Annotated in this window: 23 protein-coding genes; 15 read left to right on the top strand and 8 right to left on the bottom strand. The window is 71.7% G+C overall.

Annotated elements, in window-relative coordinates; translation table 11 throughout:
• Positions 1-73: 73 nt before the first annotated feature.
• Complete coding sequence (locus I2501_RS02145; RefSeq protein ID WP_196192016.1) at positions 74-2158, bottom strand: phosphocholine-specific phospholipase C; 2085 nt, start codon at positions 2156-2158, stop codon at positions 74-76.
• Positions 2159-2326: 168 nt separating this feature from the next.
• Here I2501_RS02145 and I2501_RS02140 point away from each other — a divergent pair, with 168 nt between their 5' ends.
• Together I2501_RS02140 and I2501_RS02135 are read left to right on the top strand one after the other, a co-directional pair.
• Complete coding sequence (locus I2501_RS02140) at positions 2327-3154, top strand: aldo/keto reductase (RefSeq protein ID WP_196192015.1); 828 nt, start codon at positions 2327-2329, stop codon at positions 3152-3154.
• A gap of 128 nt (positions 3155-3282) precedes the next feature.
• The gene (locus I2501_RS02135; protein WP_196192014.1) at positions 3283-3957 is read left to right on the top strand and encodes a TNT domain-containing protein; all 675 of its coding nucleotides are present in this window, start codon (positions 3283-3285) and stop codon (positions 3955-3957) included.
• Between the two features lie 42 nt (positions 3958-3999).
• Here I2501_RS02135 and I2501_RS02130 read toward each other — a convergent pair whose 3' ends face one another.
• Positions 4000-4749, bottom strand: coding sequence for a class I SAM-dependent methyltransferase (locus I2501_RS02130; protein WP_196192013.1), 750 nt, complete (start codon positions 4747-4749; stop codon positions 4000-4002).
• 400 nt (positions 4750-5149) lie between these two features.
• Here I2501_RS02130 and I2501_RS38935 point away from each other — a divergent pair, with 400 nt between their 5' ends.
• The 8 genes from I2501_RS38935 (at position 5150) to I2501_RS02090 (ending at position 11687) form a co-directional block, all read left to right on the top strand.
• Positions 5150-5689: a DUF6083 domain-containing protein gene (locus I2501_RS38935; protein ID WP_196192012.1), complete on the top strand. Its 540-nt coding sequence runs from the start codon at positions 5150-5152 to the stop codon at positions 5687-5689.
• Between the two features lie 56 nt (positions 5690-5745).
• The gene (locus tag I2501_RS38930) at positions 5746-6183 is read left to right on the top strand and encodes a VOC family protein (protein ID WP_196192011.1); all 438 of its coding nucleotides are present in this window, start codon (positions 5746-5748) and stop codon (positions 6181-6183) included.
• Positions 6184-6395: 212 nt separating this feature from the next.
• Positions 6396-7238 (top strand): N-acetylmuramoyl-L-alanine amidase, encoded by an 843-nt coding sequence (locus tag I2501_RS02115; protein WP_196192010.1) that lies wholly within the window; start codon positions 6396-6398, stop codon positions 7236-7238.
• 201 nt (positions 7239-7439) lie between these two features.
• Complete coding sequence (locus tag I2501_RS02110) at positions 7440-8654, top strand: phosphodiester glycosidase family protein (RefSeq protein WP_196192009.1); 1215 nt, start codon at positions 7440-7442, stop codon at positions 8652-8654.
• Positions 8655-8709: 55 nt separating this feature from the next.
• Positions 8710-9093, top strand: coding sequence for a UBP-type zinc finger domain-containing protein (locus tag I2501_RS02105; protein ID WP_196192008.1), 384 nt, complete (start codon positions 8710-8712; stop codon positions 9091-9093).
• 131 nt (positions 9094-9224) lie between these two features.
• On the top strand, positions 9225-9926 hold the full coding sequence (locus I2501_RS02100; RefSeq protein WP_196192007.1) for an alpha/beta fold hydrolase: 702 nt from the start codon (positions 9225-9227) through the stop codon (positions 9924-9926).
• Entirely contained in the window at positions 9923-10513 is a 591-nt protein-coding gene (locus I2501_RS02095) for a 2'-5' RNA ligase family protein (RefSeq protein WP_196192006.1), read from the top strand. Before I2501_RS02100 ends, I2501_RS02095 begins: the two co-directional genes overlap by 4 nt.
• A 31-nt stretch (positions 10514-10544) precedes the next feature.
• Positions 10545-11687, top strand: coding sequence for an ABC transporter substrate-binding protein (locus I2501_RS02090; RefSeq protein WP_196192005.1), 1143 nt, complete (start codon positions 10545-10547; stop codon positions 11685-11687).
• A 413-nt stretch (positions 11688-12100) separates the two neighbouring features.
• On the opposite strand, the gene I2501_RS02085 is transcribed toward I2501_RS02090, so the two are convergent.
• Both I2501_RS02085 and I2501_RS02080 read right to left on the bottom strand, forming a co-directional pair.
• On the bottom strand, positions 12101-12844 hold the full coding sequence (locus I2501_RS02085; RefSeq protein ID WP_196192004.1) for a VOC family protein: 744 nt from the start codon (positions 12842-12844) through the stop codon (positions 12101-12103).
• A 42-nt stretch (positions 12845-12886) separates the two neighbouring features.
• Positions 12887-13474, bottom strand: a complete 588-nt coding sequence (locus I2501_RS02080; RefSeq protein ID WP_196192003.1) for a GNAT family N-acetyltransferase — start codon at positions 13472-13474, stop codon at positions 12887-12889.
• Positions 13475-13785: 311 nt separating this feature from the next.
• Between I2501_RS02080 and I2501_RS02075 the strand changes: the two genes are divergently transcribed.
• Positions 13786-14967 carry a serine hydrolase domain-containing protein gene (locus I2501_RS02075; RefSeq protein ID WP_236045729.1) on the top strand — a complete coding sequence of 394 codons (1182 nt, stop codon included), beginning with the start codon at positions 13786-13788 and terminating at the stop codon, positions 14965-14967.
• Positions 14968-14987: 20 nt separating this feature from the next.
• Here the strand turns inward: I2501_RS02075 and I2501_RS02070 are convergent, their stop codons facing one another.
• The 3 genes from I2501_RS02070 to I2501_RS02060 all read right to left on the bottom strand — a co-directional run bounded on the left by I2501_RS02070 (position 14988) and on the right by I2501_RS02060 (position 19094).
• Entirely contained in the window at positions 14988-15725 is a 738-nt protein-coding gene (locus I2501_RS02070) for a maleylpyruvate isomerase family mycothiol-dependent enzyme (protein WP_196192001.1), read from the bottom strand.
• Positions 15726-15797: 72 nt separating this feature from the next.
• Positions 15798-17273, bottom strand: coding sequence for an amidase (locus I2501_RS02065; protein WP_196192000.1), 1476 nt, complete (start codon positions 17271-17273; stop codon positions 15798-15800).
• Positions 17274-17468: 195 nt separating this feature from the next.
• Positions 17469-19094 carry an APC family permease gene (locus tag I2501_RS02060; RefSeq protein WP_236045728.1) on the bottom strand — a complete coding sequence of 542 codons (1626 nt, stop codon included), beginning with the start codon at positions 19092-19094 and terminating at the stop codon, positions 17469-17471.
• A 230-nt stretch (positions 19095-19324) separates the two neighbouring features.
• Between I2501_RS02060 and I2501_RS02055 the strand changes: the two genes are divergently transcribed.
• The 3 genes from I2501_RS02055 (at position 19325) to I2501_RS02045 (ending at position 22783) form a co-directional block, all read left to right on the top strand.
• A complete protein-coding gene (locus tag I2501_RS02055) occupies positions 19325-20287 on the top strand; it encodes a hypothetical protein (RefSeq protein WP_196191999.1) in 963 nt (320 codons plus the stop codon).
• Positions 20288-20427: 140 nt separating this feature from the next.
• Positions 20428-21495: a histidinol-phosphate transaminase gene (hisC, locus tag I2501_RS02050; RefSeq protein WP_196191998.1), complete on the top strand. Its 1068-nt coding sequence runs from the start codon at positions 20428-20430 to the stop codon at positions 21493-21495.
• Positions 21496-21634: 139 nt separating this feature from the next.
• Complete coding sequence (locus I2501_RS02045; protein ID WP_196191997.1) at positions 21635-22783, top strand: acyl-CoA dehydrogenase family protein; 1149 nt, start codon at positions 21635-21637, stop codon at positions 22781-22783.
• Positions 22784-22801: 18 nt separating this feature from the next.
• Here I2501_RS02045 and I2501_RS02040 read toward each other — a convergent pair whose 3' ends face one another.
• On the bottom strand, positions 22802-23233 hold the full coding sequence (locus tag I2501_RS02040; RefSeq protein WP_196191996.1) for an SgcJ/EcaC family oxidoreductase: 432 nt from the start codon (positions 23231-23233) through the stop codon (positions 22802-22804).
• A gap of 288 nt (positions 23234-23521) precedes the next feature.
• Here I2501_RS02040 and I2501_RS02035 point away from each other — a divergent pair, with 288 nt between their 5' ends.
• Complete coding sequence (locus I2501_RS02035; RefSeq protein ID WP_196191995.1) at positions 23522-24586, top strand: hypothetical protein; 1065 nt, start codon at positions 23522-23524, stop codon at positions 24584-24586.
• Positions 24587-24616 lie beyond the last annotated feature (30 nt).

Here is a 24616-nt window from a genome sequence, read left to right as displayed (position 1 = left end):
TGCATCCACACACGCACAGCCGGACGGACAGGCCCTCGGCCCGCCCGTCCGGCTGCGTCGCGTCACACGAGCGTCAGCCGCGCCCGATCGCCGGGTCGCTGGTGCCGGCCCGGCCCGTCTCCACGCGACCCGCCAGGCGACGCAGGTCGGACGGCCGACCGTCGGTCAGCACCGAGACGTCGTACCAGCCGTTGGTGCGGCGGGTGTCCACCTGGTGCACGGCCGTGGCGCCCGCCCGCAGGGTGAGCGTGACCGGCCCGTGCACCCCGTAGGCGTCGACCAGGACCACGTGCGCGCTCGCCTTGCCGTGGTTGGCCAGGGTCAGCCGCAGCTCGCCGCTCGCGCCCTCGTGGCGGGCCGTCACCTCGACGCCGAGCTGCCCCGGCTCGCCGCGGAACTGCCGCAGGAACCCGGACGGGCCGTGGACGGTCAGCTCGTAGGGCCCGGGCTTCGCGGCAGCCGCGCCCGGCGCGGTCCAGACGTGGCTGAGGCTGCGTCCGGCGCCCACGGTGAACGTCCACGGGCCGTCTGTGCGGGAGGTGGAGGTCGCGAAGAAGTTCGCGCCCGCCCCTCCGTGGCTGGCGAAGCCGACGGTCAGCGCGCCGGACGCGTCCACCGAGCCGTCGACCGCCAGGTCGTAGGGCAGCGGACGGGACGGGCGGGTGCCGCGCTCCTGCTTGGGCAGCGCCGGGTTGGCCGGCAGCGTGGGCACGTAGTCGGGGTGGCGGTTCTTGTCGGGCGGCAGGTAGCCGGCGGTCGACGGCAGCGACGGGGCCGCGTCGTCATGGCGGCGGAAGTCGAACGCCGAGGTCAGGTCACCGCAGACGGCGCGACGCCAGGGCGAGATGTTGGGCTCGTGGACGCCGAACCGTTGCTCGATGAACTGGATGATCGAGGTGTGGTCGAAGGTCTGCGAGCAGACGTAGCCGCCGGTGCTCCACGGCGAGACCACCAGCATCGGCACGCGCGGGCCCAGCCCGTAGGGACCGGCCACGGCGCCGCCGCCCGCGCTGTAGATCTCCAGGCTCGTGTCGGCGGTCGACGCCCCCTGCGCGGCGTCGGCCGGGGCGAAGGGCGGGACCAGGTGGTCGAAGAAGCCGTCGTTCTCGTCGTAGGTGATCAGCAGCGCGGTGCGGCTCCACACCTCCGGGTCGGCGGTCAGCGCGTCCAGGACCTGCGAGATGTACCAGGCGCCGTAGTTGACCGGCCAGTTCGGGTGCTCGGTGAACGCCTCGGGCGCGACGATCCAGGAGACCTGGGGCAGCTTGCCCGCCTTGACGTCGGAGCGCAGCACGTCGAAGAAGCCATCGCCCGCGCTCGCGTTCGTTCCGGTGCGCGCCTTGTCGTAGAGCGGGTCGCCGGGGTTGGCGGTGCGGTACTGGTCGAAGTAGAGCAGCGAGTTGTCGCCGTAGTTGCCGATGTAGGCGTCACTCGTCCAGCCCCACGAGCCGTTGGCGTCCAGACCGGTGCCGACGTCCTGGTAGATCTTCCAGGAGACCCCGGCCGCCTCCAGCCGCTCGGGGTAGGTGGTCCAGCCGTACCCGGCCTCGGCGTTGGAGATGACCGGGCCGCCGCCCTTGCCGTCGTTGCCGACGTAGCCGGTCCACATGTAGTAGCGGTTCGGGTCGGTCGGGCCCAGCAGTGAGCAGTGGTAGGCGTCGCAGACGGTGAACGTCTCGGCCAGGGCGTAGTGGAACGGGATGTCGTCCCGCGTCAGGTGCGCCATGGAGGTGGCGCTCTTGGTGGGCACCCAGCGGTCGTAGCCGCCGTTGTTGAGCGCGCCGTGCGTGCTGTTCCAGTCGTGCGGAAGGTCCTCCAGGAACTGGAGGCCGAGGTCGGGCGCGTCCGGGTGGAACGGCAGCACGTCCTTGCCGCCACCCGCGCCGCCGTCGTTCTGGTACCAGACCGGCTTGCCGCTGGGCAGCGTGACCGGGTGCGGGTCCCCGAAGCCGCGGACGCCGCGCAGGGTGCCGAAGTAGTGGTCGAAGGACCGGTTCTCCTGCATCAGCACCACGATGTGCTCCACGTCGCGCAGGCTGCCGGTCGCCCGGTTGGCCGGGATCGACGCGGCGCGCGCGACGCTGGTGGACAGCACGGACGCGGCGGCGGTGCCACCGGCCAACTGCAGGAATCGGCGTCGGTTCAACGAAGAGGACATCAGGTCTGACTCCGGTCTCCGGTGCGTCGGCGCACTCGGCTCGGGGGCGTGCGAGCAGATTCTCGACAGACCCGCGACAACGCCCGTGGGCCGAACGGGGGATACCCGGCAAACCCCGGTGGAACGCTCGGCGAGGCACCTCGGCCGCACCCTGGCAGACTGGTCGACATGCAGACGATCACCTTGAACAACGGGCTGACGATGCCCCAGCTCGGCTTCGGCGTCTGGCAGGTGCCGGACGCGGAGGCCCGCACCGTCGTCGGCGAGGCACTGGCCGCCGGGTACCGCAGCATCGACACCGCCGCGATCTACGGCAACGAGAAGGGCGTCGGCCTGGCGCTGCGCGACAGCGGCCTGCCGCGTGACGAACTGTTCGTCACCACCAAGCTCTGGAACACCGACCACGCGGGCGACGGCGCGCTGCGCGCGTTCGACGCCAGCCTGGAGCGGCTCGGGCTGGACTACATCGACCTCTACCTGATCCACTGGCCGGTCCCCTCGCGTGACCGGTACGTCGACGCGTGGCGCGCGCTGGAGAAGATCCACGCCGAGGGCCGGGCGCGCGCGGTGGGCGTCTCCAACTTCGGCGCGAAGCACCTGGAGCGGCTCTTCGCCGAGACCGGCCTGGTGCCCGCGGTCGACCAGGTCGAGCTGCACCCCTACTTCCCGCAGAACGGGCTGCGCGCCCTCAACGCCGAGCACGGCATCACGACCGAGGCGTGGAGCCCGCTGGGCCAGGGTCGCGGTCTGCTGGAGGACCAGACGCTGGTCGCGATCGGCGCCAAGCACGGCAAGACGGCGGCCCAGGTCGTGCTCCGCTGGCACCTGCAGCTGGGGAACGTGGTGATCCCGAAGTCGGTCACCCCGGAGCGGATCCGGCAGAACTTCGACGTCTTCGACTTCACCCTCGACGCGGACGACCTGGCGGCGATCGCGGCCCTCGACCACGGCGGCCGCATCGGCCCGGACCCGGACACGTTCGACTGGATGGGCTGAGCCCGGTTGCTTGGCATCCCCGCAGGTGGGAGGGGTGACGCAGGGCCTGCCACCGGCGGTTCCGCTCTTTCGGGTGGTTTGATCACGTAACGGACCGTCAGGCTGTGGCGGAGTGTTTTGATCACCCCATGACGGTTGCTCAGAACCTTTCCAGGATCGGCGTGGGCCTCGCCCTGGTCGTCGCGGCCACGGTGTTCACCGGCGTGGGCGCGGAGGCGACGGCCGCGCACGCCGACGCGTTGCCCAGCGACGACTGCTCCGCCGCCTTCCACGACGGCGACGCGCGCCTCGGTCCGGAGCAGCTCCCGACCACGGGAGCGGTCGGCGGCGAGCTGAACGGTTACCGGCGCACGGGCGGCGAGGCCCCGGCTGCGTTCCTGGCGCAGTTCTACGACCCCACGGCCTACAACGGCGCGGGCGGCTGGCGCTACCCGCCGGACAACGGCTACCTGATCGCGCCCGACGGCAAGCCCATGGAGATCCACCAGCGGCTGCTGCGCGGCCTGGACATCGACCGTTTCGGCAGCGAGTACGGCTCCTTCCTCGCCCCGGCGGGCTCGGCGTACTCCTCGCGCGCCCTCCCGCCGCAGAGCCTCGACGGGAACCCCGCGGCCGGGTGCAACTACCACGACTACAAGGTGCTCAAGCCGTTCGAGGTGGACGCCGGTCCGATCGCGCCCTGGTTCAACCAGCCGGGCCTGGGCTGGCAGTACCAGCTCGACCCGTCCCTGTTCCCGGGCGCTCCGGCACAGCTCAACGTGGGGTGGCTGGTCAGCAACGGCTATCTGGAGCGGCTCGTCTGACGTCGGGTCGGATCAGGCCCGGTCAGGCCGGGCCACGTCTGATCAGGCCGCGTCAGCGCCTGCCGGCCTCCGGGCCACGAAGACGAACTCCTTGCCGGGACGGTCCGGGGCGTCCCGTACCTCCCGGACCTCGTATCCGTTCGCGGCAAGGTCCGCCTCGACCTCGTCCCGCTCGCGGAAGCGGAGCGTGGAGAGCGAGGTGAGCTCCCGCCCGTTGTCGTCCTCCCGCAGGTAGGTCCAGCGGAAGGTCACCAGCGGGCCGTCGACATCGAGCAGGTCCACCCAGCTGGTGACCCTCCCGAGGCCCGGGAACCGCGCGACCCGGTGGGAGCTCTCGCGGTTCCAGGTCTCCCACGCGCGCCTGGCGGGATCCCGGGTCTCGAAGACCAGATGCCCGCCGGGCCGCAGCGCCGCACGGACGCGGGCGAGGGTGCCGTCCCAGGCGTCCGGCTCGACGATGGCCTGCGCGACGTTCCCGGTCATCACGGCCAGATCCACGCAGAGCGTCGGCGGCAGCGCGCTCGCGTCCCCGCAGATCCACCGGACCCGGTCAGCGCCCGGCTTCGCGCGAGCGATCTCCAGGGACGCCGCGGCCGGATCGAGCCCGGTGACGGAGATGCCCCGATCGGCCAGCATCAGTGCGAGCACGCCCGTCCCGCACCCGACGTCCAGCACATCGCGCGCCCCGAACTCCTCCGCGATCCGGGCGTAGAAGTCGAGATCGTCGCGGTCGCCCTCCATCGGGTCGTAGAGCGCGGCCATGGCGGGATCGGCAAAAAGATCATCGGGCATACGCCCGAACGTACCGCGCTGGCGCGGCGACCCGCTTCCCCTTTGCCTGCACGGCGCGACTGCGCGGCACCCGCCCGATCACTACCGTTCGGACACGACCCAGCACGGACAGCAACAGGGTTTGCCCAGCTCAGCGGGGGTAAGGGGCACCTGCGGGGTTCTGCTTTGAGCGGCCGGATCCCCGTGTCGCGAGGGCATGGACAGGTGGCCTCGCGGCTCCTCACCCGGGGTGCCGACAGCGTGGGCGTTTCGGCACCCCGGGCCCACGCCCGCACCCGCCGTGACGCCCGGGAGCGGTGGGACGGCACGGCACGCGTGCGACGGCCACCGGCGTGACCTGCGAAGATTCGGCCGGAAACAGCCCTGGAAGTATGCCGGATCACGTCGCATCGTCGATTGCATGGGGAGACGTGGGGAGGGGCAGCACTCCTGCCAGCGCTGCCAGAGCACCGGCGACGACGTCGAGCAACGCGGCCGCGCGGTTCCCCTGGGCTGGCTGTGCGACAAGGACTGGGCCGACGCGGTGCGGATCGCCGTCGCGGCCGACGGCTCCACGGGGTGGCCCGAGGAGGATCCCGACGACCTGACCTTCCACGAACCGCAGCCGTGTCCGGACTGCGGTGCCCCGCTCACGTACTTCATCACCAACTACGGCCGACGCATCGCGCTGGAAGCCGACGAAGTGCCCGCGAAGACCATCCCCTCCCGGTACCAATGGCGGCTGCTCCCCACGACGGCCCGCAACTCCCGCTACGTGATCAGGCTGACCGCCGTCCATTTCGGCGGCATCGAACCACTCCCGGACACGCTCGTCCGCCCGGCCCACGCGGCCGTCTGCCCCGCGCCCACCGCCCGCGACCAGGTCGACGACGAAAGGGTGCGCGACCTGGCACGAGCACGCCGCCGACTCGCCCACCCGGAACAGGACGCCGCAGGTTGAGCCCCCGGCACCACCGCAGACTGGCTGCCGCGCCCGGGCGGACGTACGTTGATGCCGTGCTCAGCAACCGTTCCATCCCCCACAGCACGGTGATCCCGGTGCTGGTCTACCCCGACGTGCGCGCGGCCGTCGCCTGGCTGACGGCGGCCTTCGGGTTCGCCGAGCGGGTGCGGATCGGGGAGGACCACCGGTCGCAGATGCGCATCGGCGCGGACGGGGCCGTGATCATCGCCGATGCGCACGGGGAACGCCGACCGCCGTCGCCGACGCAGGGCGGGCACACCCATGTGATCAAGGTACGCGTCGAGGACGTCGACGCCCGGTTCGAGCAGGCCCGTGCACACGGCGCGCGGGTGGTCGAGGAGCCGACCGAGTACCCGTACGGCGAACGCCAGTGCACGCTGGAGGACCTGGCTGGCCACCGCTGGGAGTTCACCCAGACCGTGCGGGACGTCGCGCCGAGCGAGTGGGGCGGCATCACCGTCGGCGAGTAGGCCGCGGAGCGGCCACGCATGGGCGGCGAGACCGATCGTCATCACCGCGTGCCCGATCAGCGCACTCTGATGGCGCGTCACACTACTTCTCACGGTGCGTCACATCGCGCCTCCCACCTGGCGTAACACGGGACACCCACCCGGCGGAACTTCTCACCCGAGCGCCGGTTCCCGAGCCCCCACCCCGCAGATCCGTGCATATCGTCGTACTCATGCACGTCGAGCGGCGTCTGTTGATGCGTCGGGTGGCACAGGTCGCCCTGGTCGGAGGAGTCACCACGGTCCTGGTGCGCGGATCCACCGCGCCCGCGCCGTCGTCCACGCCCGCCCGGGTGTTCGCCGACCCCGTGGACCTGCACTGGACGGCGGCGCAGCCCGCGATCATCCGGCGCGCCGACTGGGACACCATCGGCCGCAACAAGCCGCTGCCCGCGCCCCACTACGCGGACGCGGTGAAGGCCATCTTCATCCACCACACCGACAGCGGCAACGAGTACGACCTGGCCGACGTGCCCAGCATCATCTGGAGCATGAAGGACGACCAGACCGGGCGCCGAGGGTGGGACGACATCGGCTACAACTTCCTGGTCGACCGCTTCGGCAACATCTACGAGGGCCGTCACGGCGGCGTCGACCGGCCGGTGATCGGCGCCCAGTGCAGCGGCTTCAACGTCAACTCGGCGGGCATCGCCGCCATCGGCACGTTCACCGAGGGCGCGGACGTGCCCGCGCCGATGCTCCAGTCGCTCAGCGCGCTGTGCGCCTGGAAGCTCAGCCTGCACGGGGTGGACGCCCTCTCCACGACCGTGCTGACCTGCTCCGACTCGCTCAGCCGCTTCCCGGCCGGCAGCCGGGCCACCTTCGCCGTGATCTCCGGCCACACCGACGCCGACTGCACCTACTGTCCGGGCTCGGCGCTGTACGCGGCGCTGCCGGGGATCCGGCGGCAGGCCGCACAGATCCAGCAGAACACCGACCATCCCGTCTTCGGGAACTCCACACCCGTGCTGCAGCCCAAGCCCACCGCGACGCCGTCGACCTCGCCGGGGCGATAGTCCCGCCGTGCCGGGCGACGGTTCGTGCGGGTGATTCACCACCCGATGCCGCGTGAGGCGACGTCAGGCATGGCATGCATGGGACGCGTGCACGGCAATCACGGCTCGCACGGCTCACGGCAGTCCGTCCTCCAGTCCATCCGTTGATCGCACTGCTCTGCGTCTCCGCGCGCAGCGAAGAGGGAGACGAGGGAATCGCAGATGACCGACCACAACGGCGCAACCGCCGTCGCCGACCGTCCGGCGGAGCGCCGCCGTCGCCGCCGACTGCTCCCGTGGAAGCGGGCCAGTGACCTGACGCCCGCTCAGCGCCGCCGACGGCGGATCGTCACCCGCAGCGTCCTGGCCACCGGCCTGGTGTGCGCGGGCTGGCTGGGCTGGTCGATCGGCCAGGCGCTCACCTATCCGGGCCGCGACGGCACCGAGGCGCGGCTGGCCGAGTGGGGACGCGACCACCACCTCGGCCTGGTGATCAACCAGTTGGAGGACTGGCAGTACGAGCTGAACCCGCCCCGCGTCGGCGGCTCCCTGACGGCCGCCCAGCTGGCCCAGATGCGGGCGACGAACGGGAGCGGCCCGCTCAACTCCGCCGTGCCGATGCTCGCTCCGATGCCGACCAGCATCACCCCGCGTCTGCCCGGCGAGGGCGTCTTCCGAGCGCTGGTCACCTACCACGGCCTGCCGCTGGTCCAGGGAACCTACGTGCGCCCGGACGCGGAGCACTCCTCCTACGAGGCCGCAGTGGCATGGATCAGCGCGGCACACGCACGCTTCCTGCTGCACCCGGGCTTCCGCGAGCCCGGCGGGAGCTTCGCCGTCCCGCCCACGATCCCGGTCGGCCAGCGGACCGGCCTGATGGCCACCTGGAACGGTGGCTTCCGGATCACCGACGGCACGTCGAAGGGCGGCTTCTACCTCGACGGCCGGACGGACTCGACGCTGCGCGACGGCGCGGCGTCCGAGGTCTTCTACAAGGACGGCACGATCAAAATCGGCGTCTGGGGCCGCGACGCGAAGATGACCCCGGACGTGGTCGGCGTGCGGCAGTGCCTGACCCTGATGGTCGACGGCGGCAAGCTGGCGAGCGACATCGACGTGCCGTACGCCTACGGCTGGGCGTACCAGGGCAAGAAGTACGTCGAGCGGTCGGGCGTCGGCGAGACCGCCAAGGGCGACATCATCATGGTCGTCGGCCAGGCCCTCTCCGCCCGCACGCTGGCCGAGCTGATGCAGCACGCGGGCGCGGTCCGGGCGATGCCGCTGGACATGAACGGCGCCTGGCCGTCCTTCATGAGCTACGACTCCAGGGTCGACCCGGCCAACCCGAAGCCCTCCAACATGCTCGACTTCGGCGAGGCGGCCGACCGCTACTACACCCAGGCCACCCGCGACTTCGTCGCCGTCTACGCCCGCTGAACGCGTCATCGCGTCGCGTCGTGCCCCCGTCCGAGCCCGCAGGAGCAGCCGCACCATGAGTCCCGAGCACCCGAACGACCCGCACCCCCGGCTCGCCTCCGTCGACCCCTCCGTGCCGCCGAGCGGTACCGGCTGCGTCGAGTGCGACGCAGCCGGCGGCTGGTGGCTGCACCTGCGGCGTTGTGCCCACTGCGGCCATATCGGCTGCTGCGACGACTCCCCCGGCAAGCACGCCACGGCGCACGCCCAGGACACCGGTCACCCGATCGTCCGCAGCTTCGAACCGGGCGAGAGCTGGTTCTGGGACTACGTCGCCTCGGAGTTCTACGACTCCGGGCCGGAGCTCGCCCCACCCGTGAGCCACCCGGCCGACCAGCCCGTCCCCGGCCCGGCGGGCCGCGTCCCCGCCGACTGGGCCGAGCTGCTCGGTCCGAGCTGACGAGTCGGGGCGAGCTGACGGGTCGGGGCGCGGGGACAGCGCACGCGCGCCCCGCTGACCTGCCGTCAGTCCGGGCGCTGTCAGTGGTGGCGGATACGGTCGAGGACATCAGCAGGCAGAAGGAGTGCGCCATGACCACCACCTACACGCTCGTCCCGGGCGCAGACGGCCGGGCCTGGATGTGGCATCTGCTCGCCGCCGAACTGCGGGCGCGGGGCCATCGGGTGATCACGCTGGACCTGCCCACCGCCGACTCTTCCGGCTACGACGAGTTCGCCGAGGCCGTCGGCGCCGCGGTGCTCGACGAGTTCGACCGGTCGGGGCAACTGGTCGTGGTCGCCCAGTCCCTCGCGGGGTTCCATGCGCCGGTGGCGTGTGAACGGCTGCCCCTGCCCGTCGCCGAACTGGTCCTGCTCAACGCCATGGTGCCGGTGCCCGGGGAGACGGCGGGGCAGTGGTGGGAGGACACGGGCCAACCCCAGGCCCGCGCGGAGTACGCCGTCGCGTCGGGGCGCGAGCCGTCCGCGGGCGTCGACGTCCGCGTCGACTTCTTTCACGACGTGCCGCCGGAGGTGACGGCGGAGGCCCTGGCGGAGGGCGGCGCGGCGCCGCCCTCGGCGCTGTTCGAGCAGCCCTGGCCGCTGACGGAGTGGCCCGACATCACCACCCGCTTTCTCCAGGGCCGCGACGACCGGTTCTTCCCCCTGGAGTTCCAACGCCGTCTGGCCCGCGAGCGGCTCGGCCTGGAGATCGAGGAGATCCCCGGCGGCCACCTGGCCGCGCTCAGCCATCCTCGCGAGCTGGCGGACCACCTGGCGCGGTCCAGTTCGTGACCTCGGGCGGCTCCGGTGTCTTCGACGTGGCGCCCACACCCCGAACCGCGCTGGCATGGCTGCCGCCGGACGACCTGTGGCCGCCCATCCAGGCGGTCCGCGCCGATCACGACCCGCAGATCCGGCGCTGGCCGCCGCACGTCAACGTGCTCTTCGGCTTCGTCCCCGAGTCCGACTTCCGCCTGGCCGCGCCTCTGCTCGCGGCGGCTACCGCCGAGGTCCCGGCGTTCGCCGCACGGCTCTCCGGCATCCGCACCTTCCGCCACCGCGCCTACAGCACCGCCTGGCTGGACCCGGCCGCAGCGGGCCAAGCGCCTTGGCGTGCCCTGCACGCCGCCTTGGTGGAGCGCTTTCCCCGTTGCCGGGGCCGGGCTGGTGGCTTCACCCCGCATCTCTCCCTCGGCCGGACCGCCGACCCGAAGGGCTTGGTTGCCGAATGCAGCGCCCAGCTGGGCGACTACGCCGTGCAGGTGGGCGAGTTGGCGCTGCTGTCGCGCCGGGGCGACGACGTGCCGATGCGGCCCAGGGCGTACGTGGCGCTCGGCTCCGGCGAGTTGCTCTGGGTCGAGACGCTGCCTGAGGGTTAGTCACTTGCTTGTGGGCGCCGACGAGGATGCAATGGCCGCCATGGTCACTCAGAACCAAGATCCCGAACAGCCTGAACAGCGCGGACAGTCCGAGCAGGGCGACGGCACCACCACCGTGCGGCTCGGCGCGCTCGTGCCGTTGACGCGCCCCGGCTGGGTCGAGGCAGGTCAGCACCTGCTCGCAGGTCTCCAGCTGGCCCTTCGGGACGTCAACGCGTCCGGCGGGATCGACGGCAGGCCACTGGAGCTGCTGGTCCGGGACACGGCTGCGGATCCGCAGAAGGCCGCAGCGGCCGTGAAGGAGCTGGACGGGCTGGGCGTCGCGGCCGTGGTGGGCGAGTACCACAGCGTCGTCGCCCGTGCCGCTGCCGCCGGCGCCGATGCGCTCGGCCTGCCGTTCCTCTGCTCGTCGGCGGTTCTCGACGCGCTCACCGACCAGCCGACGGAATGGGTCGCGCGCATCGCCCCTGCGCAGTCCCACGGCTGGCGGATCTACGCCGAGTTCCTGCTCGCCGCAGGCCACACGCGCATCGCCGTGGCGGCGCAGTCGAGCGTCTACTGGGCGTCCGGGACGCGCATCCTGCGTGAGCATGTCGCTCGACGTGGCGGCTCGGTCGTCGAACTCGACGCGGGCGCGCTCACCCCAACGGCCGTGTGCGACGCTCTCGTCGCCAGTGGGGCGACGGCTCTGCTCCTCCTGGTCGGCCACCCGGAACCCGCCGTGCCGATCGTCACCGCTGCCCGCCGAGACCCACGCTTGGCCGGGGTCCTGATCGGTGCACCCGCCGGGCAGCCGGAGTTCCCGGAGTGGGCAGCGCTGCTCGGCGACGACGGCGCCGCGATCCCGTTCCTGCGCTACCTCCCGGAGCACTTCGGCCCACTCGGCGCGCGCGTCGAGTCGGCCTTGCGCGAGCAGTTGTCCGTGACACCCTCGTTCGTCGCCTTCGAGGGCTACGACACGGTCACCGTCCTCGCCGAGGCACTGCGCTCGTGCGGCACGGATCGCACGCGCCTCGCGGACGCCTGGCCGCGCCTTGCCGTCGAAGGCACTCGCGGGCCGATCCGGTTCTCGCGCGCGCCGGGCATCAACGTCTGGCAGTGGGCCTGGCCACCCGTCCAGGTCGTCGACCGGGACCCGGCACAGCCCGATCGCTTTCGCGTCCTGCGCAGCTGACGCCCCGGACACCTCCACTGCCTCGTCGCGCGGAACTCGGCTACTTCTGTCGACGAGTGTGGGTTCCGCCCGCCCCGACCGGGCGAACTACGCCACGCCGGACAGGGAGCGCAGGTCGGTCAGCGCGGCCTGGGAGCAACGCCCCACAGCAGGCGAGCAGTTGTGGCTGGTGGCAACGTCGATGCCGGGCCCAGGGCCGCAAAGGCCGAAGCCGAGAAGCGGGCCCGTGAGAAGGCCGAGCGGGCAGAGAAAGCGGAGCACCGACGCAGAGCGGCACGCAACCGCCGCATGCGCGAAAAGGGTCGGCGGTACTGACAAGGCGCAGACAGCAGGCCGGACACGCAAGGCGCCGACTCAGCGACCAGCCCGGTCGTCGAGTCGGCGCCTCCGCTCGGTCGGCGCGATCAGCGCAATCAGCGCGGCGCGAGGACGCAGAACTCGTGGCCCTCCGGGTCCGCCAGCACCGACCACGCCACGTCGCCCTGACCGAGGTCGAGGTCGGTGGCACCGAGCGCCTTCAGCCGGGCGACCTCCGCCGCCTTGTCGTCATCGGTGTACGGCAGCAGGTCGATGTGGACGCGGTCCGGAACGGTCTTCCCACCGGGCACGCGCAGGAACTCCAGGTATGGGCCGACGCCCTTGGCCGAGCGCAGGGAGACGAAGTCGTCGGTCACCTCGTGCAGGTTCCAGTCCGTCGCCTCGCCCCAGAACCGGGCCATGGCACGGGGATCCTCGCAGTCGACCAGCACTGCGGCGATCGGCCCGGTGTCCCGGTAGATCTCCCGGGGCTCCAGCACGCAGAACTCGTTCCCCTCCGGGTCGGCGAGCACCGTCCACGGCACGTCGCCCTGCCCGACGTCCACGGGCGTCGCCCCGAGCGCCTGGAGTCGCTCGACCAGCTCGGCCTGGTGGGCGGCCGACGTGGTGGCGAGATCGAGGTGCACCCGGTTCTTCGTGGCCGTCTTGGGTTCCGGTACGGCCACGACGTCGATGCAGACGGCGGCCGGGTCCGGCCAGACGAAACCACCCCCGGGTTCGACGTTGGTCACGCCGGGCGCCTCGCTGGAGATCCCCCAGCCGAGCGCCTCGGCCCAGAAGCGGCCCACTGCCGCGTCGTCAAGAGCCTTGAAGTTCACCTGAACAGGTCGCAGTGCCATACGGCGATCCTATGCGCCGGAGCAGATACAGCGCCCGAGGCTTCACGCCTCGCGGACGCGGGCGTGCAGGTGCATGTCGTGGCGGCCGTCGTCGTGGAGCGCGGCGCTGCGCTTGGTGCCTTCGAGCCGGTAGCCGGACTTGGTGGCGACCCGGCAGGAGGCGTGGTTGCGCGTCGAGTGGTCCAGGTGGAGGCGGTGGAAGCCGATCTTCTCGATGGCCCACTCCGACAGCGTGGTGAGAGCGCTCGTCGCCACTCCCGCGCCGCGGGCCGCCGGGAGGACCCAGTAGCCGACGCCCGCCGTGCCGTCGTCGAAGTTCAGGCTGCCCAGGGCGATCCGGCCGAGTACCTCGCCCCCGCTCCGGGCGACCGCCCAGTGGGCGCCCCGCTCCTGCTCCCAGTCCTGGCGGTAGCGGGCGAACCACTCCCGGACGCCGGTCTCGGACGAGGGACGACGGGTGTGCCAGCGGCGGATCTCCTGGTCCTGGTAGGCGGAGAGGAATACCGGCGCGTCGGCGGCCGTCCAGGGGCGCAGGACCAGCCGGCCTTGGGCGGCGGGCAGCGTGGGTTGAGGGGAGCCGGCCAGCAGGCCGGACGGGATGACGGGCGGTGTCGAGAGGTCGCGGGTCACGAGCCCATGATCACCAGACTGCCGCCGCATCGGTCAAGGTTCTGCACACAGCGGGAACGGCACGACCACTGACGATCAATCATATACAGCGCGCACGTCCTGCGCCGCGCTGCGCCGACGGGGTGGCTCCGCGCACTTTTCACCTGATCAGCCGCCTGCTGTGAGCGGACACGCGCCGAGATGGTTGTCAGCCTTCTGAGAGGGGGCCCTGCGAAACCGAAAGGCGAAGCCTGCCCATGCGATCCCGCTCGAAATCCCGCTCGAAATCCCGCACGAAACCGCTCAGTCCCCGCCGCTCCCTGCGCAGCCGGATGCCGGTGCGCGGCCTGCTCGCCGCAGCCGCCGCCGCCTTGCTCGTCCCGCTCACCACCGCCTCGGCCGACACCCTCCCCTCCGTCAGGTCCGCTGCCGCCAAGACCGGCAGCCCCTTCAGCCCGTTCAACCCGGCGTCGACCGACCGGCTCACCCGCACCATCCAGGAGGCGATGCGGACCTACGGCATCCCGGGGGCGGTGGTCGGTCTCTGGCAGCGCGGGGTCCACGGGCACCAGTACGTCCGCACCTTCGGCGTCCGCGATCTCAAGACCGACGCGCCGATGCGTGCCGACGTCAATACGCGCATCGGCAGCATCACCAAGACGTTCACCGTGACCGCCCTGCTGGAGCTGGTCGACCAGGGGCTGCTGAAGCTCGACGACCCGATCTCGAAGTACATCGCGGGCGTGCCCGGCGGAAGCAAGATCACGCTGCGCGAACTGGCCGACATGCGCAGCGGCCTGTACCCGTACACGGCGGACACCGGCTTCCTGCGTGAGTTCGAGGCCCACCCGACCCGCAGCTTCACCCCGCAACAGCTGCTGGCGTACGGCTTCAAGCACCCGAACCTGTTCGCGCCCAACGCCGCGTACCTCTACTCCAACAGCAACACGGTCCTGCTCGGCCTCGTCGTCGAGAAGCTCACCCACACGTCGCTGGAGCAGTACGTCTGGCAGCACGTCATCGAGCCCAGTGGCCTGTGCGACAGCTTCATGTCTCCGACCACGTACCTGCCCAGGCCGCACGCGCACGGCTACACCATGCAGACGCCCCACGGCACCGTCGCCGACGCCACCGGCTGGAGCACGAGCTGGGCCTGGGCCGACGGGGACATGATCTCCAATCTGAGGGATCTGCACGCCTGGGCCTACGACCTCTACCAGGGCAACCTGCTGTCGCCGCACACACAGGCCCAGCGGCTCACCTTCGTGCCCACCGGCACTGCGGGCTTCGGCTACGGTCTCGGGGTCGCCGAGGTCAACGGCTGGATCGGCCACAACGGCGAGGTCCCGGGCTACGAGACCCTGGACATCTACCTGCCGTCCCAGCAGCTGACGCTGACCTTGATGATCAACACGGACATCCCCTACCAGCGGAACGTCGCCAACCTGCCGGTCAACCTGCTCGGCCAGGCCATCACGCAGCTCATCACCCCGCACAACGTCTTCGGCGCCTGAATCCACCTCTGTACGCCGGATCAGAAGAGGAAGGGTGGCGTGGGCAGGGCGCCGGCATCGTCCACGGTCAGGTCGGCGCCCGACGAACGGCCCACCAGCCAGGCCAGCAAGGCGTGTTGCGTCCCCCGCACGGTCGGCGCGAGCTGCTCGCCGCCGCCGACCGTGTAGTCGGCGCCGGTGTCCGTGGCCAGCAGCCGCACCGCCGGGGCGTCGTCCCGGCCGTTGAAGGACGTCACGACGCGGGCGAGCAGGGACGCGACGAAGTTTGACGGCCAGTCGGACGGCGCGTATCCGGCGTCCAGATCGGCGTGGTGGAACAGGACCTCGCAGAGCCGTGAGTCGGCGGCGCGGGCGGCAGGGTGCTCCTGACCGGCGGTCCAGCGCACCGTGCGGTGCCATGCCTCGGGCGGCATCGACCGGTATTCGGCCTCGAACGCGGCGGCGCTGTCGCGGACGTCGGCCAGCAGCTCGGCGGCGCTGCGGTCGGCTCCGGCCTCGATCTCTCGGGCCCGGGCTGCCAGGCTCGGGTACTCCGGCGTCTCCACGCCGGTCCGGGCCCAGGTCAGCAGACGTCGACCGCCGTCGGCGTTGCGGGCCAGGTGGCTGAGCAGGTGTCCGCGCGACCAGTCGGGGAGCAGCGACGGCGCGCGCACCTCGGCGTCGGTGAGCTGTTCCGCCGTCCGCAGCAAGTGCTCGGTCGCCGCGGTGATCTCTCCCAGGATCTCCGCCGGGTCGAAGCCTGGCTGATCGGTCGTCATGGTGATGCCTCCCGAGCTGAATCGCTGCTGCCCCGCCCCGTGAGACAGGTGCCTCGCGAAGCTGAGATACCGTCAGGCGCGGCTCGCGGCCGGTGTCACGTGGTCCGGCGGGCGGCGCAGGTCCCAGCGGCGGTCCGCCTCCAACTGTGCGGCCAGCGAGATCAGTCGGGCCTCGCTCGCGGCCGGGCCCAGCAGCTGGCAGCCGATCGGCAGCCCGTCCGAGGTGAATCCCGCCGGGACGTTCACCCCGGGCCAGCCGAGGACGTTCCACGGCCAGGCGTAGGGGCAGGCGGTGATCATCGCCCGGTCCATCCCGCTCGGGCCGAGGCCGTCGGTGGCGCCGATGCGCAGCGGCGGGGCGGCCGTGGTCGGCGTGAGCAGCACGTCGACCGTCCCGAAGACGGCGCCGATCCGGCGCTGGAGCGGCCGTTCCGCCGCGCGGGCGGCCCGCAGCACCGGGCCATCGAGGAGCGCGCCGAAGCGGATGTTGCTGCGGGTGCGCGGATCGAGCAGTGCGGGGTCGGGTGCTCGCCTGGCCCAGGCACGGATGCCCGCGTGGGCGCGCGGTAATTGCGCCGGGCCGACCAGGCCGTAGCGGGGTTCGACCTCGACGACGTCGTGGCCCAACCGGGCCAGGGTCTCGGCCAGTTCGACGGTCGCGTCGCGGATCTCCGGGTCGAGACGCAGGGGATGGATCGCCCAGGCCGCGCCGAAGGAGAGCCCGATGCGCAGGCGGCCCGGGTCGCGTCCGGCGGCGGGCAGGAAGGTCTCGCCGTGGCCGTGGTCGTTGCCGGGGTCGTTGCGGGCGTCGCCGCCGGGGTTGTTGCCGGATGCGGTGCACGACGCGTTGCCGGTGGCGGCGTCCAGCAGCAGCGCCGCGTCGGCGACGGTGCGGGCGAGCGGGCCGAGGACGGTCAGGCCGTTGAACGGCGCCGGCTCCGGCCAGGCGGAGATGCGCCCGCGCTGCGGCTTGATGCCGACCAGGTGCGTCCAGGCGGCAGGGATCCGCACCGACCCCGCGCCGTCGGAGCCCATCGCGGCGGGCACGACCCCGGCCGCGACCGCGGCTGCGGCCCCGCCGGAGGAGCCGCCGGGCGTGCGCCCGAGGTCCCACGGATTGCGGGTGGCGCCGAAGGCGCGGCTCTCGGTGAAGGCCCACTGGCCGATCTCGGGCGTGTTCGTCTTGCCGACGATGACGGCTCCGGCCGCGCGCAGGCGGCGCACCACCTCGGCGTCGGCCCGCGCGGGCGGGAACTCCCCGGCGCAGCCGAAGGCGGTGGGCTCGCCGAGGAGGTCGGTGTCGTCCTTGATCGCCACCGGCACGCCCAGCAGCGGCAGCCGCTCCCCCGCCGCGAGCCGCCGGTCGGCGTCGTCGGCCTCGGCGAGCGCCGCGTCGGCCCGGACGCGTCGGAAGGCGTTGAGCGTCGGCTGCGTCGCCTCGATCCGGTCGAGCGTCTGCTCGACGGCGGCGCGCGAGGTGAGCTGACCCTCACTCAACTGCGTTGCCAGCTCCGCCAGTCCGGGCGTCGGGTGGCTCGCGCGGCTCATCGTGGCGTTCACCTTCCGTCGCGTTCCGGTGGGTCCGGCAGCCGGTTCCATCGCAGGCTCGCGCGGCGACAGCGATCCCTACCGCACAGTAACGTGCGGCGACCGACTTCGCACGCATTCCCGTTGCGCCGGACCGAGCGACACCCCCGCGCGCCCCCGCGCGCCCCCGCGCCGCACCGACGCGCCGACGCGCCGTCAGTGCAGTTCGGCCTCCCTGATCGCGGCCTCGATCTCCGCTGTCCGCAGCGCCACACCGACCGCCCAGTAGTACACGACCAGCGCGAACACGCTCACCAGAACGATGTCCCAGCCGAGCGGCAGGCGACCGGTCCCGCCGAAGCCGCCCTCCCGGGAGATCGCACCGATGCCGAGGAGGTAGACGGGCAGCCACTGCGCCGGGCGCCACCGCATGCGCGGCGCCTGCGGCAGCCGCATCGCGGACGCGTAGACGGCGTAGCCGCCCATCAGGGCGTAGCCGACCAGCACCGCGAAGCCCAGCCGCGACAAGGTGCTCCAGCCGGACCAGTAGATGATCAGCGTGGCGATGACGAACGAGAGCGGCGAGATCAGCCCGCCTGCGGGGAGCCGGTAGGGGCGCGGGTGGTGCGGCAGCCTCCGGCGCAGCGCGCCGTAGGCGAGCGGCGCTCCCGCGTACATCAGCACCGAGGCGGAGGTGATGAAGGAGACGAGCTGCTGCCAGCTCGGGAACGGGAGGAAGCAGACCACGCCCACCACGAACGAGACCAGCAGCCCGATCCACGGGACGCCGCGCCGGTCGGTCCGTGCCAGCGCCTGCGGGAAGTAGCCGTTGGCGGCCAGCCCGTAGGAGACGCGGGAGGTCGAGGTGGTGTAGATCAGCGCGGTGCCCGCTGGCGAGATCACCGCGTCGATGTAGAGGAAGGCTGCCAGCCAGCCGAGGCTGAGCACTCCCGCGAGGCCCGCCCACGGACCGGAGATGCCCTGGTAGACGAGCGCGGCCCAGCCGTGCCGCAGCGACGCCGCCGGGAGCGCGCCGATGTAGACGACCTGGAGCAGCGTGTAGACCACCGCGCCGATCGTCACGGACCCGAGCACGGCCCGGGGGATGTGCCGCTTCGGATCGCTGCTCTCGCCCGCCAGCTGAATCGCCTGCTCGAAGCCGAGCAGCGCGAAAATGATCCCGCTGGTGCTGATCGCCGCGAGGACGCCCTTGGCGCCGTACGGAGCGAATCCGTGTGAGGTGAAGTTACCGGTGTCGAAATGCGTGAGTGCCACAACGAACACGGTGAGCAGTGGCACGAATATCTTCCACCACGTGGCCGTGCTATTGGTATGGGCCAACACCTTCACGCCAAGGAAGTTGACGGTCACGAATACCACCATCAGCGCGGTGGCGACCGCGAGTCCGGAGGCGGTCAGCGTCCCGTCGGCACGTTGCAGCCCCGCCGCCCAGGACCAGTGGCCGGCGTAGCCGATCACCGCTTCGACCTCGATGGGAGCGACCGTCGCCGCCTGGATCCAGGAGAACCAGCCGAACGACATGCCGACCAGCCCGCCGAAGGCGTAGTGCGGGTAGCGCGCGGTCCCTCCCGAGACCGGGAACATCCCGCCGAGCTCCGCGTGGACGAGGGCGAGCAAGCCGATCGCCACCGCGCCGACACCCCAACTGACCAGCGCCGCAGGCCCCGCAGCGGTGACGGCGTTCCGAGCGCCGTAGAGCCAGCCCGAGCCGATGATCGAGCCGACCGAAGCCCACATCAGGCCGATCAGGCCCACCTCGCGGCGCAGGACCCCGGATCGGCGCGCGGTTCGGGCCGGAGCCGAGAGTTGATCGTAGACCATGGAACTCCTCGTGTTCGCTCGCGTTCACCGCGCTGTCCAGAGAATGCGGGACACGTTAGGTGCCTGCGAAGACGGGGAGGCACTCCCGTTATCAAAAAGTCACTGCCACGCCCGTAAGTGGCACCTGAGCGGGCCGAAAGGGCTTCATCTGAGCAGAATTTGAGGTTACCCGTCGGAATAAATCCCGCAGAAGGCTGCACAACCGCCCGTTCGACTCGTAACGTCGGCCCATGAACTTTTTGGGACGCGGTCGGCGGGCGATTCCCCGGCTCACCCCGGAACTGGACGACGAGGCTCTGGGGCGCGTCTGCAGGCAGTTGGGCAGTGCCCCCGCCATGCCGGGAGCGGTCGACACGCAGGTCGACGCGGTCGCCCAGCTCTTCGACAGCGTCGCCGGTGACTGGGACCGGATCGGTCACCGGATGGCGGTCCTGGCCGACGAGGTGAGCGACCCGGCCTTGGCGCGCTCGTGGGTGATGCGGCACCCGCGCAGTGCGGATGCCTGGCTCTACCGCGCCCGGATCGCCTACGCCGACCTGCGCAATGACGGCTCGCTCAGCAACCAGGCCTTCGCGGCGATGGAGGACTGCGCGCAGGCCGCCGCGCTCCGGCCGGAGGACCCGACGCCGTGGGTGGTGCGTCTCGGCCTCTGCCGGCTGCTGCGCCGACCTGGTCCCGAGGTGATGGCCGTCTGGCGCGAGGCGTTGGCGCGCGATCACTGGAACCGCGAGGCGGACCTGCAGATGCTGTCGTATCTCACCGCCCTGGACGACGCCTCGTTCTGGCGGGTGGACGACTTCGTCGACCGCCGCTGCTTCGACATCCCCGAAGGCTCCCCCGGCGCCGGGCTGGAGCTGGCCGCGACGCTGGGCCGCTACGCCCGCGCCATGGACGGCGCCGGACTTGGCGACCTGCTGTCGGACCGCTGGTGGCAGGCGCCACGGCAGGCGAGACTGCTGGACCGGTCGGTGCCGGCCTGGACCGAACCCGGTTTCCTCCGGCACGCCGGCGCCCTGGCGGACCTCAACGGCCTTGCCTACGCGCTGATGCAGGCCAACCGCCTGCGCGACGCCGGTCTCGTCTTCCTGCGGATCGGCCCCGTGGTCTCCTCCTGGCCCTGGGTCGCGGACGGCGAGCCGCTCAGACAGTTCACGACGTGTCAGCGGCAGGCACTGCGCTTCGTCAGGCCGTGACGCCCCGTCACACGCCCCCCTATCACTTCCCCTGCCCGCGCCCGCGGGCGACGGCGGCGTCCGCCACGCCACCCGACCGAGCCGCGCGACCCGTGCGGCCCGTGCGGCCCACGCATGGAAGCGAGGAAAGCGAGCAGATCATGGTGCTCGTCCGACAGACCCTCAAGCGGGTGCCCTCCCGGGTGCCGACGCGGATGGCTCCCGGTGTCATCGTTCTTGCCGACAACGAGTGCCCGTACGGGCTGCTTCCGGCCGTCGTCGAACGGATCGCCGCGTCGACCGCGAACACCTCGCGCTACCCGGACCGCTGCGCCGCGCAGTTGGTCGAGGCGCTGGCCTCGCATCTCGGGGTACCAGTGGACCGCATCGCCGTGGGCGCGGGCTCCTCGGAGCTGTGCAGTCAGCTCGTGCACACCGTGGTCGGGCCCGGCGACGAGGTCGTCTTCGGCTGGCGGTCCTTCGACGCCTACCCCATCCTCACGCTGGTCGCCGGAGGCTCGCCGGTACGGGTGCCCCTGCTCCGACAGGGCCTGGACCTCGACGCGATGGCCCGCGCCGTCACCCGGCGGACCCGGCTGGTCTTCGTCTGCAACCCCAACAACCCGACCGGCACCGCCCTGGACGCCAGGGCGCTGACCACCTTCGTCGACCGCGTACCGTCCGACGTGCTGATCGTCGTGGACGAGGCCTACCGCGAGTACGCCGCCGCGACCGCGGTGCCGGACGCACTGACGCTGCTCGGGGATCGGCCCAACGTCGTGGTCGTGCGCACCTTCTCCAAGGCGTACGCGCTGGCGGGCCTGCGCGTGGGCTACTGCGTCGGCTCGGCGGCGGTGATCGCGGAGGTCCGCAAGACCCAGGTCCCGTTCAGCGTCGGCGCCCTGGCCCAGGAGGCGGCGGTGGCCGCGCTCGGCGAGCGGGACGAGGTGGCCCGCCGGATCGGGCTGACCCTGCTGGAGCGCGAGCGGGTGATGTCGGCCCTGCACGACCTGGGCTATACGGTGCCGTCCTCGCACGCCAACTTCCTGTGGCTGCCCTTGGGCGCGGAGAGCACCGCGTTCGCGGAGTTCTGCCTGCGCCACGGGATCGCGGTCCGCAGCTTCGAGGGTGAGGGGGTGCGGGTCACCGTCGGCCTGGCGGCGGAGAACTCCGCCTTCCTCTCCCTTGCCACCCGCTGGAGAAGGGAGCACCCGGCCTCGACGCCCTGACCGGAACCGACCACGGTTCGGTTCCGAACGGGTCCACGTTTGGGGCATGATCAGGGCGTGCGTGGGCGATCACGCCTTCCTGCGCTGCGGCGGCCGGGGAGCAGACCCCCCTCCGACATTCCCGAAAGGCGGAGCCGACATGAAGCGGGTCCTTTTCGACGACGAGCACGAGGCCTACCGGGAGAGCGTCCGGGCCTTCGTCGACCGCGAGGTCGTACCCCACTACCCGGACTGGGAGCGGGACGGCATCGTGCCGCGCGGTCTCTTCAAGGGCCTCGGCGAACTCGGCGCGCTGGGCATCGCGGTCCCCGAGGAGTTCGGCGGGGCCGGTATCGCGGACTTCCGCTACAACGTGATCCTCCAAGAGGAGGCCGCTCGGGCCGCCGTCTCGCCCGCGCTGCTGGGACCCGCTCTGCACGCGGACGTCTGCCTGCCCTACTTCCTCGACCTCACCACCGAGGAGCAGAAGGCCCGTTGGCTGCCCGGCATCGCCTCCGGCGACCTGATCACGGCCGTGGCGATGACCGAGCCCGGCACCGGCTCCGACCTCTCCGGCATCCGCACCAAGGCCGTCCGCGACGGCGACCACTACGTGATCGACGGCGCCAAGACCTTCATTACCAACGGCATCAACGCCGACCTGGTGGTCGTCGCCGTCCGCACCGGCGAGCACCCCCACCGCGGCCTCAGCCTGATCGTCGTCGAGCGCGACACCCCCGGCTTCGAGCGCGGACGCAAGCTGGAGAAGGTCGGCCTGCACGCCCAGGACACGGCCGAGCTCGTCTTCACCGGCGCCCGCGTCCCGGTCGCCAACCTGATCGGCGAGGAGGGCGAGGGCTTCTTCGGCCTCACCCGCAACCTGCCGCAGGAGCGCATCTCCGTCGCCGTCTCCGGCCTCGCCCAGGCCACCGCCGCGTTCGACTGGACGGTCGCCTACGTCCGCGAGCGCAAGGCCTTCGGCAAGCCGATCGGCGCGCAGCAGGTCATCAAGCACCGCCTCGCCGAGCTGGCCACCGAGATCGAGGTCGCCCAGCACTACCTCGACCGCTGCATCCTGGCCCTCAACGCCGGCGAACTGACCGCCGTCGACGCCGCCAAGGCCAAGTGGTGGTGCACCGAACTGCAGGGCCGCGTCGTCGACGCCTGCGTCCAACTCCACGGCGGCTACGGCTACATGCTCGAATACCCGATCGCCCGCGCCTGGCAGGACAGCCGCGTCACGCGCATCTACGCCGGGACCACCGAGATCATGAAGGAGATCATCGGCAGGTCCCTGGACCTCGGATGAGCCGCAGGGCCACCCGCCTCACCCCGCCGTCACCGTCACCGTCGCCTCCGCCGTCTTTCGGGTGTTCTGGAAGGAGGCGAACCGCCAGCGACCGCCGCGACGCACGGCCGTCAGCGTGATCACCAGCGCCGTGGGCGAGTTGCTGACGCGCACCTCGTCCACGACCACCAGCGCCACGTCCGGCGCCAGGAAGGTGATCTCGACCGTCGAGTCACCGTCCTCGTCCATCCGGGCTCCCTTGAGCGGCCCGGCGAAGAGGAGGCGGTGACTGGCCTCGATCGCCGCGCGGCCGCTGTCCCGATTGCCCTGCCAACTGACGAACGCGGCCTCGTCCGTGAACTGGCCCGCGAACGCGGCCGCGTCACCGGCGTTCCACGCCTCGGTCATCCGTCCCAACAACGCCTGCACGTCGCCGGTCTCGTCCTGTGCTGCTGCCTGCTGCAGGGTCATGTCCGGTCCCACCTCAGCCGCTCGGGGTTCACCCCCACGATGAGCGCGGATTCGCTCCCGGCGACGAATCGGCGGACCAGGACGAACACATCCGACACTCGATCGGCGATCCGTGGCGGATTCCCACACCCACCAGCTGCACTCCCACGCCCGTCGGCCGCCCCAAGTTGAGACGCCGGTATGAGCAGCGCCGGGCAGCCACAGAAGATCTTGACGCGTACAGGCTAATCGTGAAGTCTATGGGCCACCCGCTCGGCGGGCGTACGGCCGGACGAAGGACGGCGAAGCGTGACCGACCCCACAGGTTACAGCCAACGCACAAGCAGCACAGGCATCACCCGCACAACACGCACCACCGGACCCACCGGGCCCGCAGGACCCACCGGACCCGCCGGACAACCAACCCCCACTCCCCCATCCCGCCGGACCTCCCGCGCCCTCGACGCGGCCCTGCGTGCCGGCCCCTTCGAATCCGCGCTGCAACTGGCCATCAGCGACAGCGGACTGAGCCTGGAAAGCCTGCGGCGCAGGCTCGCCACGGACGGCATCCACGTCGGCCTCTCCACGCTGAGTTACTGGCAGCGCGGGCTGCGGCGCCCCGAGCGGGCCGAGTCGCTGCGCGCGGTGCGCGCCATCGAGGACCTCTGCGGCCTGCCGCGCTCCAGCCTCGTCGCCCTGCTGGGACCGCGCCGGCCCCGAGGACGCTGGGGCGAACCGCGGACCCGCGAGCTCGACATCGAGGAGCTGCTCGGCGACGAGATGCTGCTGGCGATGACGCTCAGCGGCCTCGACGTCTCCGTCAACAGCCGCTGCGAACACGTCAGCGTCCACGGAGACCGGTGGATGCACGCCGACCGGTCCTGGGGCAAGGAGCGGATCCGACGGATCGTCATCGCCCGCACCGAGGGCGTCGACCGCTTTGTCGCGCTCAGCCTGCGCGACATCGACGGCGAGCAGCCGCCCAGCGTCCGCGCCCTGCACGGCTGCCGCCTCGGGCGGGTCCGCATCGACCCCGCGACCGGTCTGCACGCCGCCGAGCTGCTCTTCGACCGGCGGCTGAGCAGCGGTCAGGTCCACGTCTTCGACTACGAGTACCAGGCCGGTCCCGGCTCCACCGGGGTGACCCGTTACGACTACGGGTCCCGGCAACCGCTGCGCGAGCTGGTGCTGCGGGCCCACTTCGTCCCGGACCGGCTCCCGGTCCGCTGCTACCAGGTCGTCCGCCGACGCTACGACGACGACAGCGGCCTGCGCGACGTCCAGGAACTCCAGCCCGACGCGCACGGGGTGATCCAGCTGGTGAGCCTCAACGGCAAGGCGGGCATCGAGGGTTTCCGCTGGGAGTGGGACTGACGAGGGGGCCAGATGGCCGCTCGGACGCGG

The sequence above is a fragment of the Streptacidiphilus fuscans genome (assembly GCF_015690355.1).
GTDB classification, from domain to species: domain Bacteria; phylum Actinomycetota; class Actinomycetes; order Streptomycetales; family Streptomycetaceae; genus Streptacidiphilus; species Streptacidiphilus fuscans.
This window is presented reverse-complemented; position numbering and strand designations above follow the sequence as displayed.